At 65.8% G+C, this 14461-nt stretch carries 13 protein-coding genes; 11 read left to right on the top strand and 2 right to left on the bottom strand.

Features of this window, described 5'->3' with window-relative positions; all coding sequences use genetic code 11:
* Position 1: 1 nt before the first annotated feature.
* From nuoL to ACFSC3_RS13715, 7 genes are all read left to right on the top strand, one after another.
* Complete coding sequence (gene nuoL / locus ACFSC3_RS13745; protein WP_380941011.1) at positions 2-2113, top strand: NADH-quinone oxidoreductase subunit L; 2112 nt, start codon at positions 2-4, stop codon at positions 2111-2113.
* On the top strand, positions 2110-2253 hold the full coding sequence (locus ACFSC3_RS13740) for a hypothetical protein (protein ID WP_380941010.1): 144 nt from the start codon (positions 2110-2112) through the stop codon (positions 2251-2253). The genes nuoL and ACFSC3_RS13740 overlap by 4 nt, the downstream gene beginning before the upstream one ends.
* Positions 2246-3817: an NADH-quinone oxidoreductase subunit M gene (locus tag ACFSC3_RS13735; RefSeq protein WP_380941009.1), complete on the top strand. Its 1572-nt coding sequence runs from the start codon at positions 2246-2248 to the stop codon at positions 3815-3817. Before ACFSC3_RS13740 ends, ACFSC3_RS13735 begins: the two co-directional genes overlap by 8 nt.
* Positions 3817-5262: an NADH-quinone oxidoreductase subunit NuoN gene (gene nuoN / locus ACFSC3_RS13730; RefSeq protein ID WP_380941008.1), complete on the top strand. Its 1446-nt coding sequence runs from the start codon at positions 3817-3819 to the stop codon at positions 5260-5262. Before ACFSC3_RS13735 ends, nuoN begins: the two co-directional genes overlap by 1 nt.
* A complete protein-coding gene (locus ACFSC3_RS13725; RefSeq protein WP_380941465.1) occupies positions 5262-5975 on the top strand; it encodes a biotin--[acetyl-CoA-carboxylase] ligase in 714 nt (237 codons plus the stop codon). The genes nuoN and ACFSC3_RS13725 overlap by 1 nt, the downstream gene beginning before the upstream one ends.
* A gap of 10 nt (positions 5976-5985) precedes the next feature.
* On the top strand, positions 5986-6777 hold the full coding sequence (locus ACFSC3_RS13720) for a type III pantothenate kinase (RefSeq protein ID WP_380941007.1): 792 nt from the start codon (positions 5986-5988) through the stop codon (positions 6775-6777).
* An 82-nt stretch (positions 6778-6859) separates the two neighbouring features.
* Positions 6860-8497, top strand: coding sequence for a ribonuclease J (locus ACFSC3_RS13715; protein WP_380941006.1), 1638 nt, complete (start codon positions 6860-6862; stop codon positions 8495-8497).
* A gap of 95 nt (positions 8498-8592) precedes the next feature.
* Here ACFSC3_RS13715 and ACFSC3_RS13710 read toward each other — a convergent pair whose 3' ends face one another.
* Entirely contained in the window at positions 8593-9582 is a 990-nt protein-coding gene (locus tag ACFSC3_RS13710) for an SDR family oxidoreductase (RefSeq protein ID WP_380941005.1), read from the bottom strand.
* 119 nt (positions 9583-9701) lie between these two features.
* On the opposite strand from ACFSC3_RS13710, the gene ACFSC3_RS13705 reads away from it, so the two are divergent.
* Positions 9702-9968 carry a DUF1467 family protein gene (locus tag ACFSC3_RS13705; protein WP_380941004.1) on the top strand — a complete coding sequence of 89 codons (267 nt, stop codon included), beginning with the start codon at positions 9702-9704 and terminating at the stop codon, positions 9966-9968.
* Positions 9969-9978: 10 nt separating this feature from the next.
* Here the strand turns inward: ACFSC3_RS13705 and ACFSC3_RS13700 are convergent, their stop codons facing one another.
* On the bottom strand, positions 9979-11463 hold the full coding sequence (locus ACFSC3_RS13700) for a M28 family peptidase (RefSeq protein WP_380941003.1): 1485 nt from the start codon (positions 11461-11463) through the stop codon (positions 9979-9981).
* Between the two features lie 156 nt (positions 11464-11619).
* Here ACFSC3_RS13700 and recA point away from each other — a divergent pair, with 156 nt between their 5' ends.
* From recA to ACFSC3_RS13685, 3 genes are all read left to right on the top strand, one after another.
* Positions 11620-12690, top strand: a complete 1071-nt coding sequence (gene recA / locus ACFSC3_RS13695; protein WP_380941002.1) for a recombinase RecA — start codon at positions 11620-11622, stop codon at positions 12688-12690.
* A 172-nt stretch (positions 12691-12862) separates the two neighbouring features.
* Positions 12863-13786 carry a class I SAM-dependent methyltransferase gene (locus ACFSC3_RS13690; protein ID WP_380941001.1) on the top strand — a complete coding sequence of 308 codons (924 nt, stop codon included), beginning with the start codon at positions 12863-12865 and terminating at the stop codon, positions 13784-13786.
* Between the two features lie 20 nt (positions 13787-13806).
* Positions 13807-14433 (top strand): glutathione S-transferase family protein, encoded by a 627-nt coding sequence (locus tag ACFSC3_RS13685; protein WP_380941464.1) that lies wholly within the window; start codon positions 13807-13809, stop codon positions 14431-14433.
* Positions 14434-14461: the final 28 nt, after the last annotated feature.

Below are 14461 nucleotides of genomic sequence, written 5' to 3'. Positions count from 1 at the left end.
GATGATCCAGCTGATCGTCTTCCTGCCGCTTCTCGCGGCCATCGTCGCAGGCCTTTCGAACCGTGCGTTCGGCATCGCCTTGCCCAAGATCGTCACCACCGGCGCCCTGTTCGTGTCGGCGGGGCTGTCGTGGCCGATCTTCACCGGCTTCCTGACGGGCACGCAGGATGCGCATGTCGCGCCGGTGTTCAACTGGGTGACGTCGGGCAGCATGGCGTTCGACTGGGCGCTGCGCGTCGACAGCCTGACCGCGGTCATGCTGGTCGTGATCACCAGCGTGTCGGCGCTCGTCCACCTCTACTCCTGGGGCTACATGGCCGAAGACCCGGATCAGCCGCGGTTCTTCGCCTATCTGTCGCTCTTCACCTTCGCGATGCTGATGCTCGTGACGGCCGACAATCTGGTCCAGATGTTCTTCGGTTGGGAGGGCGTGGGCCTCGCGTCCTATCTCCTGATCGGTTTCTGGTTCCGCAAGCCAAGTGCCAACGCGGCCGCGATCAAGGCGTTCGTCGTCAATCGCGTCGGCGACCTTGGCTTCATGCTCGGCATCTTCGGCACCTATCTGGTGTTCCAGACCGTCTCGATCCCCGAGATCCTGGTCGCGGCGCCGGGCATGGCGGGCTCGACGATCGGATTCCTCGGCCACCGCTTCGACACGATGACCGTGCTCTGCCTGCTGCTGTTCGTCGGCGCCATGGGCAAGTCGGCGCAGCTCGGCCTCCACACCTGGCTGCCGGACGCGATGGAAGGCCCGACCCCGGTGTCGGCGCTGATCCACGCGGCGACGATGGTCACCGCGGGCGTGTTCATGGTGTGCCGCCTGTCGCCGATGTTCGCGACCAGCCCGACAGCGCTCGGCTTCATTACCTTCATCGGTGCTGCGACCTGTCTGTTCGCGGCGACCGTGGGCACGGTGCAGAACGACATCAAGCGCGTCATCGCGTACTCGACCTGTTCGCAGCTCGGTTACATGTTCTTCGCCGCCGGCGTCGGCGCCTATGGCGCGGCGATGTTCCACCTGTTCACGCACGCCTTCTTCAAGGCGCTGCTGTTCCTGGGTGCCGGCTCGGTCATTCATGCGATGCACCATGAGCAGGACATGCGCTTCTACGGTGGCCTGCGGAAGCACATCCCCGTCACCTTCTGGGCGATGATGATGGGCACGCTGGCGATCACCGGCGTCGGCATCTATTGGGTGCATGCAGGTTTCGCGGGTTTCCATTCGAAGGACGCGATCCTGGAGGCGGCGTTCGCGCGCGGCGGTACGAGTCAGCTGGCCTTCTACGTCGGCGTGTTCGCGGCGCTGCTGACCAGCTTCTATTCGTGGCGCCTGATGTTCCTGACCTTCTGGGGTAAGCCGCGCTGGGCGAACAGCGAGCATATCCAGCATGCGGTGCATGATGCGCACGGCCACGGCCACGGCCATGACCATGATCACGCTCACGGCACCGATGCGGCGCATGCCCACCACGGCGAGGCGGCGGAGGAGGGCGCAGGCTCGACCCCCGACGTTCATGCCCCCGGTGCGCACGAGCTCCACGACGGCACCGCAGGCTATCACCCGCACGAAAGCCCGTGGTCGATGCGCCTGCCACTGATCATCCTGTCGGTCGGCGCGGTCCTGGCCGGCTTCGTGTTCAATCACTGGTTCATCCAGCCGGAATCGAACGAAGCCTTCTGGAACAATGCGATCCACTTCGACGGGCATCTGATGCACGCGATGCACGAGGTGCCGCTGTGGGTGAAGCTGTCGGCGACCGTGGTGATGCTGCTCGGCCTCGGTACTGCTTGGCTGACCTATATCCGCCATCCCGAGTTCCCGGCGAAGTTCGCGGACATGTTCCGCGTCCTCTACCGGTTCCTGCTCAACAAATGGTACTTCGACGAGCTGTACAATGCCGTCTTCGTCCGTCCGGCCTTCTGCTTCGGCCGCATCTTTTGGAAGAAGGGTGACGAAGGCACGATCGACCGGTTTGGCCCCAACGGGTCTGCAGCGCTGGTCAGGTTCGGCAGCGGCGTCGCGGCACGGCTTCAGACGGGATATGTCTACACCTATGCGTTCGTCATGCTGCTCGGCCTGACCGCTGTCGTCACCTGGGCGATCACGCGATGAGCCTGGCATATCTCAATACCACCGTTCGTCCTGAGCTTGTCGAAGGACCGTTCTTCGTGCCGCTGGGCGTGATGCGCGAAGAAGAAGTACGGTGCTTCGACAAGCTCAGCACGAACGGAATGGGGACAGTTCGTGGGTGATTTTCCGATCCTATCGCTGATGCTCGCGGTGCCGCTCGTCGCGGCCATCGCTTGCCTGTTCGTTAATGCGCAGACCGCGCGCTGGCTCGCGCTGGCTGCGACCCTCGTCGACTTCGTGCTCGGCGTGCTGCTGTGGGCGAACTTCGACATGAGCGGCGCTGCGTCGCAGTGGCAGTTCGTCGAGTACGCCCCGATCTTCGGACGGTTCGCCTGGGCGCTCGGCATCGACGGCTTCGCGCTGATGCTCATCATGCTCAGCGTGTTCCTGATGCCGATTTGCATCGGCGCATCGTGGGAATCGGTCACCGAGCGCGTGCCGGAATATATGGCCGCGTTCCTGTTGACCGAGATGCTGATGATCGGCACCTTTGCGGCGCAGGACCTGCTGCTGTTCTACGTGTTCTTCGAGGCCGGCCTGATCCCGATGTATCTCATCATCGGCATCTGGGGCGGCGCGAACCGGATCTACGCGTCGTACAAATTCTTCCTGTATACGCTGCTCGGTTCGATCGTGATGCTGATCGCGATGCTGTGGATGTCGACCACCGCCGGCACGACGTCGATCCCCGCGCTGATGCAGTATGATTTCCCGGTCGGGGCGCAATATTGGCTGTGGCTCGCCTTCTTCGCGTCGTTCGCGGTGAAGATGCCGATGTGGCCGGTCCATACCTGGCTGCCCGACGCGCACGTCCAGGCACCGACCGCGGGTTCGGTGATCCTGGCCGGCGTTCTGCTGAAGCTCGGCGGCTACGGCTTCCTGCGTTTCTCGCTGCCGATGTTCCCGGAAGCGTCGGCGGCGCTGGTGTGGCTGATCTTCGGCCTGTCGGCGATCGGCGTGGTCTACACCAGCCTCGTCGCGCTGGTGCAGTCGGACATGAAGAAGCTGATCGCCTATTCGTCGGTCGCGCACATGGCGATCGTGACGATCGGCCTGTTCGCGTTCAACCGCCAGGGTATCGAAGGCGCGATGATCGTGATGCTCAGCCACGGGCTGGTGTCGGGCGCGTTGTTCCTGTGCGTCGGTGTCATCTACGACCGGCTCCATACGCGCGAAATTAGCCGTTACGGCGGACTCAGCATCAACATGCCGCGCTATGCCGTGCTGTTCCTGCTGTTCACCATGGCGTCGATCGGCCTGCCGGGCACGTCCGGCTTCGTCGGCGAGTTCCTGAGCCTGGCCGGAACCTATCAGGTGTCGACTTGGATCGCGCTGGTCTGCACGACCGGCATCATCCTGGGTGCCGCCTATATGCTCTACCTCTATCGCCGTGTGGCCTATGGCGAGATCGTCCATGACGACGTGCGGGCGATGCCGGACATCAGCAAGCGTGAGATTGCGCTGCTGGCGCCGATCGCAGCCGTCGTGCTGTGGATGGGCGTCTATCCGGAGAGCTTCCTGAAACCCATGCGCGCCGATGTCGGCCTGCTGCTCGAGCGTCTCGATCGCGCGAAGCCGGCCGGGGACTCGCAGCCGACGCCGGGCAACCCGGCCGCCGCCGCTGCCGCGCATCACGCTTCGCCTGCCGCGCATGGCGAAGCCGCAACGACCGCTGGGGCGCACTGATGAGCAATGATCTTCTGATGGTGCTGCCGGAGCTGGTGCTCACGGCCGGCGCGCTCGTCCTCATGCTCGTGGCGGCGTGGGGCGGCCAGGCGTCGACCCGCCTCGTCAGCTGGGCATCGGTTGCCGTCCTGATCGGTGCGGGAATCGCGTTGTTCGGGCCGGCATCGTCGGGTGGACTGCCGTTCGGCGGACTGCTGCGCACGGACGCTTTTGCCGCCTATGCCAAGGTGTTGATCTATGCCGCGACCGCGGTGTCGATCATCATCGCGCCGAGCTTTTTCGCCCGCACCAGCGGCGACGATTTGCGCCCGGAATATCCGGTCCTGATGCTGCTCGCTGCGATCGGGTCGGGTGTGATGGTTTCGGCCGGGGACATGCTGGCGTTGTACGTCGGCCTCGAGCTCCAGAGCCTCGCCAGCTACGTTCTCGCCAGCTTCATGCGCCGCGATGCGCGTTCGGCCGAAGCGGGGCTGAAGTACTTTGTCCTTGGCGCGCTGGCATCGGGCATCCTGCTTTACGGGATCAGCCTGGTCTATGGCTTCTCGGGTTCGACCGGCTTCGACACGATCGCCGCGGCGTTCGGTGGCGCGAAGTCGACGGGGCTGGTCGTCGGCCTGGTGTTCGTCTTCGCCGGCATCGCGTTCAAGATTGCCGCGGTCCCCTTCCATATGTGGACGCCCGACGTCTACGAAGGCGCACCGACGCCGGTGACGACCTTCTTCGCCTCGGCATCGAAGGTCGCCGCGATCGGCATGGGCCTGCGCGTCGCGCTGGAGGCGATGGGCCCGGCGGCGTTCGATTGGCGCCAGATCGTGATCTTCGCCAGCCTCGCCTCGATCTACTTCGGTGCGATCGCGGCGATCGGGCAGACCAACATCAAGCGCCTGCTAGCCTATTCGTCGATCAACAACATCGGCTTTGCGCTGATGGGCCTTGCGGCGGCGACGGAGGAGGGGACCGGAGCGGTTCTCAGCTATATCACCGTCTATGTCGTGATGACGCTCGGCAGCTTCCTGGTCGTGTTGCAGATGCGCGGCAGCGACGGCCAGCCGATCGAAAGCATTGCCAGCCTGTCGGGCTTGTCGCGGACCCGTCCGGGCCTGGCAGCGGCGATGGCGATGTTCATGTTCTCGCTGGCCGGCATCCCGCCGCTGCTCGGCTTCTACCCGAAGCTGGCGGTGTTCTGGGCTGCAGCGGATGCGGGGCTGATCGCTTTCGCAACCGTGGGCGCGGTCGGGTCGGTCGTCGGCGCCTTCTATTATCTGAAGATCGTCAAGACGATGTACTTTGATGCGCCGGCAAACGAGATCGTCGGCGACGGCAATCGGTCGATGGTCGAATATGCGCTGATCGCGGTCGCCGCGCTGATCATTTCGCCGCTCGGCTATCTGCTGATCCAGCCGCTTGCGCCGGCGACGACGGCAGCCGCGAGAGCATTGTTCTGATCGATCTCGCGACCGTCGGCGCGACGGGATCGACCAACGCCGATCTGCTCGCCGCTGCCCGCGCCGGCGCGGCGGAGGGGCGGTGGCTACGTGCCGAATGCCAGACCGCCGGGCGCGGCCGACAGGGGCGGGTTTGGGACTCGCGAACGGGCAATCTCTACGCCAGTACCCTCGTTCGCCTGCGCCCCGGCGATCCGCCGGCCGCGACGCTAGCGCTGGTCGCTTCGGTCGCGCTGGACGAGGCGATCTCGCTACTCTGCCCGGCTTTGGCCGCTGGCGGTCGGCTGCGGATCAAATGGCCCAACGATCTGCTGCTCGACGGGGCCAAGCTGGTGGGCATCCTGCTCGAACGCGCCGATGATGCGGTCGTCGTTGGGTTCGGGGTCAACTGCGCGCATTATCCGGCCTTGCCTGACCGCGCGACAACCAGCCTTGCCGACGCCGGCTGTCCGGTCGAACCGGCGATCCTGGTCGAGGCGCTGGCGGACAGTTTCGCGCGCTGGGTGGCGCGGTGGCGTGGCTTGGGCATTGCCCCCGTTCGCGCGCGTTGGCTCGACCGCGCGCACCCCCGCGGCACCGCGCTGGTCGCCCGCGCCGGCGACACTGCGACCGAGGGCCTGTTCGACGGTCTGGATGCGGACGGTGCGCTCGTCCTTCGCTTGGCGGACGGCAGCCGCCGTGTCATTCACGCCGCCGACGTATTCCTGTTGTAGGACGCCTCTCATGCTGCTCGCGATCGATGCCGGGAATACCAATGTCGTCTTCGCCCTGATCGAGGGCCGTGAAGTGCGCGCGCGGTGGCGGATCGCGACCGATCCGCGGCGAACGGCGGACGAGTATGTGGTGTGGCTCAGCCAGTTGCTGGCTTTGCAAGGCCTCGACCGGTCGGCGGTGACCGGGGTCGTCATCGGCACCGTGGTACCCCGCGCGATGCACAACCTGCGCATGCTCGCGACAAAGTACTTCGGTGGCGAGCCGACCATAGCGGGCGAGGGCGGGTGGCCGTTCGCGCTCGACGTCGACGAACCCTCTAATCTGGGCGCGGACCGGGCGCTCAATGTCATTGCGGCGCACGCCGCGCATGCGGGCGACCTGATCGTCGTCGATTTCGGCACCGCGACCACGTTCGACCTCGTCGACTATTCGGGCGCGTACAAGGGCGGGATCATCGCGCCGGGTATCAACCTCAGCCTAGACGCACTCGTCACGGCCGCCGCCAAGCTGCCGCGTATCGCGATCGAGGCGCCGACGTCCCTGACCGTCGTCGGCCGCAACACCGTCGACCAGATGCACATCGGCATCTTCTGGGGCTATGTCGCGATGCTCGAAGGGCTGATCGCGCGGATGAAGGCCGAAGTCGGCCGCCCCGTGACCGTCATCGCAACCGGCGGCCTCGCGGCGCTGTTCGAAGGACACACCGGCGTGTTCGACCATGTCGAGCACGACCTGACACTCATCGGCCTCGCAATGGAGTGGGAAAGAGCCCATATCGGCGGGGAACGCGCTTCGGCTTAAAGCCGCGGCGTCCATAATTCTGCCGCGGGGACGCGGCCATTGCTCCGGTATTCGCCGGCGCACGACATCGTCTAGGAAAAGAATGACTACTCCCAACAAAGAACTGCTCTTCGTCGCGCTCGGCGGGTCGGGCGAAATCGGCATGAACGTCAACCTGTACGGGTGTGACGGCAAATGGCTGATGGTCGACTGCGGCGTGACGTTCGCAGACCCGAACTACCCGGGCATCGACATCATCCTGCCCGACCTGACCTTCATCGAGGATCGCCTCGACGACCTGCTCGGCATCGTCATCACCCACGGGCACGAGGACCATATCGGCGCTCTACCGTATCTGGCCGCGGATTTGGGCGTGCCGGTCTACGCCTCGCCGTTCACCGCTGGCCTGATCCGCGAGAAGTTCGACGAGGAAGGCATCACCAAGCAGGTGAAGCTCCGCGTGGTGCAGGAGGACCAGTCGTTCAAGCTGGGGCCGTTCGGCATCAGCTATGTGCCGCTCGCCCATTCGATCCCGGAGGGCAACGCCATCCTGATCGAGACGAAATACGGCAACATCCTGCACACCGGCGACTGGAAGATCGACGAGTCGCCGATGGGGACCGCGTCGACGGCCGAGGAACTGACCGCGGTTGGTGACAAGGGCATCTTCGCGCTCGTCTGCGATTCGACCAACGTGTTCAATCCCGAAGCCTCGGGCAGCGAGGCGGACGTCCGCGCCGGTTTGGACGAAGTGATCGGCAAGGCGAAGGGTCGCGTACTGGTCACGACCTTTGCCTCCAATGCCGCGCGCCTCGCGACGCTGGGCGAGGTCGCCAAGGATACCGGCCGCAAGCTGGTGCTGGCCGGCCGCTCGCTCGACCGGATCACGCGCGTCGCCAAGGCGACCGGCTATCTCAAGGACCTGCCGCAGACGGTCGATTGGGACGCGGCGATGAAGCTGCCGCGCAATCAGGTGCTGATCGTCGCCACGGGCGGGCAGGGCGAGGCCCGCGCCGCGCTCAACCGCGTGTCGGAGGGGACGCATCCGATCAAGCTCGACCGCGGCGACACCGTCGTCTTTTCGTCGAAGCAGATCCCCGGCAACGAAAAGGCGATCGGCGACATCCAGAATCGCCTCGCCTCGATGGGCGTCGAGATCGTGACCGATCGTCAGGCATTCGTCCACGTCAGCGGCCACCCGGGCCGCCCCGAACTCGCGCAGATGTACAAGTGGATCCGCCCGCAACTGGTGATGCCGGTCCACGGCGAGATGCGGCATCTGGCCGAACACGCCCGCTTCGCGATCGAAAGCGGTGTGCCCGGCGCGGTCATCCAGAAGGACGGCGACATCATCCGCCTCGCCCCCGGCACGCCGCAGAAGATCGGCGTCGCGCCGATCGGTCGCCTGGCGGTCGACGGCGACGTGATCCTGCCGGCGGACGGCGGGACGATCAACGAGCGGCGGAAAGTCGCTTTGTACGGCCACATGTCGGTCGCGGTGGCGATCGGCAAGGGCGGTCAGCTGATCGGCGAGCCCGAAGTGCGCTTGCAGGGCGTGCCGGTCGAAGAGGACCGCGACCCCTTCCTCGATGAAGCGATCGACGCCGCCGAGGAGGCGGTGCGCAAGGGCGGCAAGAACCGCGACAAGCTGCGCGAGGACATCCGCCTCGCCGTTCGCCGTGTCGCGACGCGCTGGACGGGCAAGAAGCCGGTCGTGGATGTGCTGCTGATCGAGGCGTAACTTCGACCGTACTTCCGCGCAGGCGGGGATCCAGGGCCACGCAACTCACGGCTTGTGACTCTGTGCTCCCGCCTTCGCGGGAGCACTACGTTTTTTTACCCCGGCTGCCCACCACCCCCGGTGGCGCCGAAGATCTGCCCCGTCGAAAAGCTGTTCGCCGGATCGACCGCCGCCACATAGAGCCCGGCGATTTCCGCCGGCTGTCCCGGTCGGCCAAGCGGGCTCGACTGGCCGAACATGCGCAGCTTCTCCGGCGTCGCACCGCCCGACACCTGAAGCGGTGTCCAGAACGGTCCCGGCGTCACCGCATTCACACGAATGCCCTTCGGCGCCAGCTGCTTGGCGAGCCCTTTGGCCAGGTTCAGCACGGCGGCGCGTGACATGGCATATTCGAGGATGTCGGGCGACGGGTCGCCGGCCTGTTCGGACGAAGTGAAGACGATCACCGCCCCCGGCCCCATCCGCGCGACCGCCGCCTTCGACAGCCAGAACGGCGCATAGACGTTGGTCTTCATCGTCGCATCGAAATCTTCCGACGAGATGCTGCCGATATCGGGCCGCGTCTGCTGGCGTGCCGCGTTGTTGACGAGGATGTCGAGCCCACCCAGCGCGCGCGTCGCATCGACGATCAGCTTGCGGCAGAACGCTTCGTCACGCAGGTCGCCGGGGATGGCGACGGCCTTGCGTCCCTCCGCCTCGATCAGCTGTACGACCTCACGCGCATCGGGCTCCTCGGCGGGCAGATAGTTGATCGCGACATCGGCGCCTTCGCGGGCATAGGCGATCGCCGCCGCCCGGCCGATGCCGCTGTCTCCACCGGTGATTAGGGCGCGCTTGCCCGTCAGCCGCCCGGAGCCCTTATAGCTCGTTTCGCCGTGATCGGGTCGCGGCGACATGCGGCTGGCAAGGCCCGGCCAGGGCTGGCGCTGGTTCGGGAACGGCGGCTTGGGATAGGCACCCGCCTGCGGCGTCGTTGGCGCCTTGGGCGTGGGCGGGGTGTCCTGCGCGAGGGCGGGAAGGGCGCTTGCCGCAGCAGCGGCCAGCCCGGCGGTGGTCACGAACGTACGTCGGGTGGTGTCGGACATGGACGCGAGACTCCGGCGATTTAAACTTGGTATCCAAACCAGCCGCGCGCCGCCTCGTTCCTGTCGAATTGCGATCATCGCCGAAAGACAAGCGCGACGGCGCCCGCTATGGCGCGGCCATGCGTTGGACTTCCGCCCTGGCCATTTACGTCCTGTTCTGGGCGTTTTCCGTCTTCCTCGTCCTGCCGTTCGGCGTACGAACGACTGACGAAGCCGGTGGCGAGCGCGTGCCCGGTCAAGCCGAGAGTGCCCCGCATGATTTCCCCGCCGGCCGCATCGCCTTGCGCGTTACCGTCGTCGCGACGATCCTGTTTGGCCTCTATTATCTGAACTACGTCTACGGCTGGGTGACGCCCGAAATGCTCGATTGGACTCGCGAGGGCTGACGCGCGGCGGTCACAAGCCCAACCGCGCCTTTCCGTCCGGCTTCCATGCCGGCGCCGCATCCTGATCGGCTACGCGTTCCACCAGCGCGTAGAAGAACCGATTGAAATCCGCTGCGGCCTTCCAGTCGATCGTCTGCTTCGGATCGTCCTTCGGCGTGTGATAGCCGGTGACGTACCACCGCCGATAGATGCGTTCGCTGTCGCTGCCGGGGCGATAGCCAAAGACGAAGCTCGTCGCCGGCACGCCTGCCTGCAGGAACGGCCAATGGTCCGACCGCCGCAGCAGGTTGCGCTCCGGCTCCGGATCGGCCTGTACCGCGATCCCCATGCTTTCGGCAACGGCGCGCGCATCGTCGCCCAGCGTTGTCGCGTCGAGAGCGTGAACCGTCATCAGTTCCAGCGGAAAGATCGGCCGCAACTGGTCCAGGTTGATGTTCGCGGCCATTCGGCTCAGCGGGATCGTCGGATGCTTCAGGAACCAGTGCGTGCCGAGCAGCCCTTTTTCCTCGCCGGTCACGATCGCGAACAGGACCGGGCGGCGGAACCCCTTGCCGCCGCGCCGCTCCGCCAAACGAACGAGCAGCGCGACATAGGCGGCGTCGTCGAGCGTTCCGTTATACAGCCCGTCGCCATCGACCGGCGTACCGCGGCCATAGCCGTCCAGATGCGCGGTCAGCACGATCGCCTGATCGGCGAGCGCCGGGTTGGTTCCGGGCAGGATACCGATCACGTTCGACGCCGACAGGCTCCGGTGCGTCATCGCAAATTGCGCGGTGAAGCGTGTGGTCAGGTCGAAGGCGGGGAGGGGGCGGCCGGCGCTCCCGGCGGCGATCAGCGCGGCGGCATCTCGCCCGCTCCCGGCGAGCACCGTCGCCAACGCGTCCGCGCGCAAGGTCATCTGCGGCAGCGATGCCGGCACCACCGGACTGCCGCGCAGCCGGACCGCGCGCGAATAGGCGAACGGCCAGCGTGGCGGCTCGACCGTGAAGCCGGGATCGGCGATGGTGATCAGACCCTCCGCCCCCGCCTTGCGAAGCGCTGCTATCCGATCCGCCGGCGACGGCATGTCGGTACGACGCGACCCGTGGCAGATGACGATCCGGCCGCGCACGTCGCCGATCTCGCCCGGTCGGCAATAGCCGCGATAGGCCAGCGGCGCGTCGATCGCCGCAGGCACCTGGCCCGGTGCGGCATAGAGGTCGTGCAGGAACCGCAGTGGCCGCCCGCCGACACCGATCGTTGCGCGTGCGATAGTCATGTCTTCCATCGGCACCGATTGGAACCAGCCGCCCGCATCGCCCTTGGGCTGGACACCGGCCTTCGCCAGGCGGGCGGCGACCAGTCTGGCCGCTCGCTCGTGACCTGCGCTGCCGACGTCGCGCCCTTCCATCGTATCGCTCGACAATATGGTCGTGGTTGCCCACCAGCTCCGCGTATCGGCATCGACCGGCGCGGCTTGAAGCAACAACGAGGCAAGCAATGCGGCAGGGGGCATGGGGCTATCTCCGAGGACATCCGAATGTGTCCGAGCGACCCTTGTCACGCAAAGAAAAATGCATGTTCCGCTCTTGTTCCATGAGAACACATATAGTACATGGGCGGAGTAAAGTTGAACAGGGCGATTGGATGCCCTAGCGATGGAGCTCCCCACATGGCAGCGAACCTGAAGGTCATCGACAGCGGCATGGCAACGAATTCGGATCGGCAAAAGGCACTGGACGCCGCACTCGCGCAGATCGACCGCGCGTTCGGCAAGGGCTCGGCGATGAAGCTGGGCCAGAAGGAAGCGATGCAGGTCGAGGCGATCTCGACCGGGTCGCTCGGTCTCGATATTGCGCTCGGCGTCGGCGGCCTGCCGCGCGGCCGCGTGATCGAGGTCTATGGCCCGGAATCGTCGGGCAAGACGACGCTGGCGCTGCACGTCATCGCAGAGGCGCAGAAGAACGGCGGCACCGCCGCGTTCGTCGATGCCGAGCACGCGCTCGACCCGGTCTATGCGAAGAAGCTGGGCGTCAACATCGACGAACTGATCGTCTCGCAGCCAGATACCGGCGAGCAGGCGCTGGAAATCACCGACACTTTGGTCCGCTCGAACGCGATCGACGTGCTGGTGGTCGATTCGGTCGCCGCGCTCGTACCGCGTGCCGAAATCGAGGGTGAGATGGGCGACAGCCACGTCGGGCTTCAGGCACGCCTGATGTCGCAATCCCTGCGCAAGCTGACCGGCTCGATCAGCCGTTCGCGCTGCATGGTCATCTTCATCAACCAGCTGCGCATGAAGATCGGCGTGATGTACGGCAATCCGGAGACGACGACGGGCGGCAACGCGCTGAAGTTCTACGCCTCGGTCCGCCTCGACATCCGTCGCACCGGGCAGATCAAGGACAAGGAAGACATCATCGGCAACGCGACCCGCGTGAAGGTGGTGAAGAACAAGGTCGCACCGCCGTTCAAGCAGGTCGAATTCGACATCATGTATGGCGAAGGCATTTCGAAGATCGGCGAGATCCTCGATCTCGGCGTGAAGGCCGGGCTGGTCGAAAAGGCGGGGGCGTGGTTCAGCTACGACAGCATCCGCATCGGCCAGGGTCGCGAGAATGCGAAGACCTTCCTGAAGGAAAATTCGGAACTGGCGGATCGGCTGGAAAAGGCGATTCGTCAGCGCACCGAGAAGGTCGCCGAGGAAATGATGACCGGCCCCGACGCCGAGGACGATCTCTGATCGGTCCCTATGCCTTACCGCACCGCCCGACCGGTCGTCGGGCGGATGCGAGCACCTGGAAGGGCCCGTCCTGCGCGACGGGCCCTTTCGCGTTTATGCGATTGTTGGGACGGCGAATGTTGAGACTAGACCGTTCACATGTCTCAACTTCGTCAACATTCGCGTGGATCGCATGACTGCATCGCACGACTGGACCGGTCGCGTCGGCGACGTCTGGGCCGCGGAATGGCAACGGACCGACCGCAGCCTCGCCGACCTGTCGCGCCATCTGGACGTTGCGATCGAGGTGGCGGCCCCTGCGGGACCATTTCGCGCGTTAGACATCGGCTGCGGCGCGGGAGTGACGAGCCTGGCGCTGGCAACGGCCAGACCGGATGCGCGGATCGTCGGGGTCGACCTGTCGGATGCATTGGTGGCCATTGCCCGCAACCGTCTCACCCCCGCCGTGCTCCCGCGCAGGCGGGAGCCCAGGGCGGCAAGCGATGAGCTCAACGACTCTGGGCTCCCGCCTTCGTGGGAGTACCGTGCGGAGGGTTATGACGGGGAAGATGCACGCGTTCGCTTCCTCACCGGCGACGCCCTCGACATGGCCAAGGCTCAGGCCCCGTTCGACCTCCTTTATTCGCGCCACGGCGTGATGTTCTTCGACGATCCCGTAGCCGCATTCGCGACACTCAGAGGTGCGGTCAGACCCGGCGCCCGCCTGGTCTTCTCCTGCTTTCGGGATTGGCGCGAGAACGGCTTCGCCGCCGCCCCGGCCGCAGCCCTTGGGTTGCCCGCGCCGACGCCCGGCCCGGGACCGTTCGCATTCGCCGACCGCGCGCAGGTCGCCGCCATCCTCTCCGCTGCTGGCTGGCGCGACGCCATCGCGAGGCCGATCGACTTCACCTACCGCGCAGGTGCAGGCGCCGATCCCGTCGGAGACGCGCTTGGCTTTCTGCAACGGATCGGACCCGCGGCATCGGCGTTGCGGATGCGGTCGGATGCGGAACGGGCCGTACTTGTCGAGCGGCTCCGCGCCGTGATCGAGAGGTATCGCAGTGGTAACACGGTCGACTTTCCCGCAGCGGCCTGGATATGGTCGGCGTCAGCCTGACCGAAGATGAGAGGATGCCGATGACCCTGACCGTCCACCACCTCGAAAACAGCCGATCGCAACGCGTGTTGTGGCTGCTCGAGGAACTGGAACTGCCTTATGCGGTGAAGCGCTATGAGCGGAACCCGGTGACGATGCTGGCGCCGGCTGAATTGCGGCAGATTCATCCGCTCGGCAAATCGCCCGTGCTGACCGACGGCGATCGCACCATCGCGGAAACCGGCGCCATCGTCGAATATCTGGTCGAACTGGCGGACGGAAAGCTCGGGCCGCCCGCGCACCGCGAAGACGCGCTGCGCTATCGCCACTTCCTTCATTATGCCGAGGGTTCGCTGATGCCGCCGCTGCTCGTCAAGCTGGTGCTCGGGCGCGTACCGTTCATCGGCAAGCGGGCACAGAAGCGTATCCAGCCGATGATCGACGTCCACCTCGACTGGATCGAGCGCGAGCTTGCGGGACGCCCCTGGTTTGCCCGCGATACGATGACAGCGGCCGATGTGATGATGAGCTTCCCGCTGGAGGCCGCTCGCTCCCGTGCCGGTCTCGACGCCGGCCGTCCGGCGACCATTGCCTGGCTAGAGAAAATCCACGCCCGTCCGGCGTACCAGCGCGCGCTGGAGGCGGGTGGGCCGTACGCCTACGCGTAAGCTCGACCACAACAACCGTTCGTGCTGA

The sequence above is a fragment of the Sphingomonas floccifaciens genome (assembly GCF_042681125.1).
Lineage (GTDB): Bacteria > Pseudomonadota > Alphaproteobacteria > Sphingomonadales > Sphingomonadaceae > Sphingomonas > Sphingomonas floccifaciens.
The sequence above is the reverse complement of the archived record's forward strand: the minus strand, read 5'-3'. Positions and strand labels throughout refer to the sequence as shown.

Excerpts from the sequence above, each read along its gene's own strand:
- ACFSC3_RS13740 (WP_380941010.1), top strand. The coding sequence starts at position 2,110 with ATGAGCCTGGCATATCTCAATACCACCGTTCGTCCTGAGCTTGTCGAA.
- nuoN (WP_380941008.1), top strand. The coding sequence starts at position 3,817 with ATGAGCAATGATCTTCTGATGGTGCTGCCGGAGCTGGTGCTCACGGCC.
- ACFSC3_RS13690 (WP_380941001.1), top strand. The coding sequence starts at position 12,863 with ATGACTGCATCGCACGACTGGACCGGTCGCGTCGGCGACGTCTGGGCC.
- ACFSC3_RS13710 (WP_380941005.1), bottom strand. The coding sequence starts at position 9,582 with ATGTCCGACACCACCCGACGTACGTTCGTGACCACCGCCGGGCTGGCC.
- ACFSC3_RS13700 (WP_380941003.1), bottom strand. The coding sequence starts at position 11,463 with ATGCCCCCTGCCGCATTGCTTGCCTCGTTGTTGCTTCAAGCCGCGCCG.
- ACFSC3_RS13705 (WP_380941004.1), top strand. The coding sequence starts at position 9,702 with ATGCGTTGGACTTCCGCCCTGGCCATTTACGTCCTGTTCTGGGCGTTT.
- ACFSC3_RS13715 (WP_380941006.1), top strand. The coding sequence starts at position 6,860 with ATGACTACTCCCAACAAAGAACTGCTCTTCGTCGCGCTCGGCGGGTCG.
- ACFSC3_RS13720 (WP_380941007.1), top strand. The coding sequence starts at position 5,986 with ATGCTGCTCGCGATCGATGCCGGGAATACCAATGTCGTCTTCGCCCTG.
- ACFSC3_RS13685 (WP_380941464.1), top strand. The coding sequence starts at position 13,807 with ATGACCCTGACCGTCCACCACCTCGAAAACAGCCGATCGCAACGCGTG.
- recA (WP_380941002.1), top strand. The coding sequence starts at position 11,620 with ATGGCAGCGAACCTGAAGGTCATCGACAGCGGCATGGCAACGAATTCG.
- nuoL (WP_380941011.1), top strand. The coding sequence starts at position 2 with ATGATCCAGCTGATCGTCTTCCTGCCGCTTCTCGCGGCCATCGTCGCA.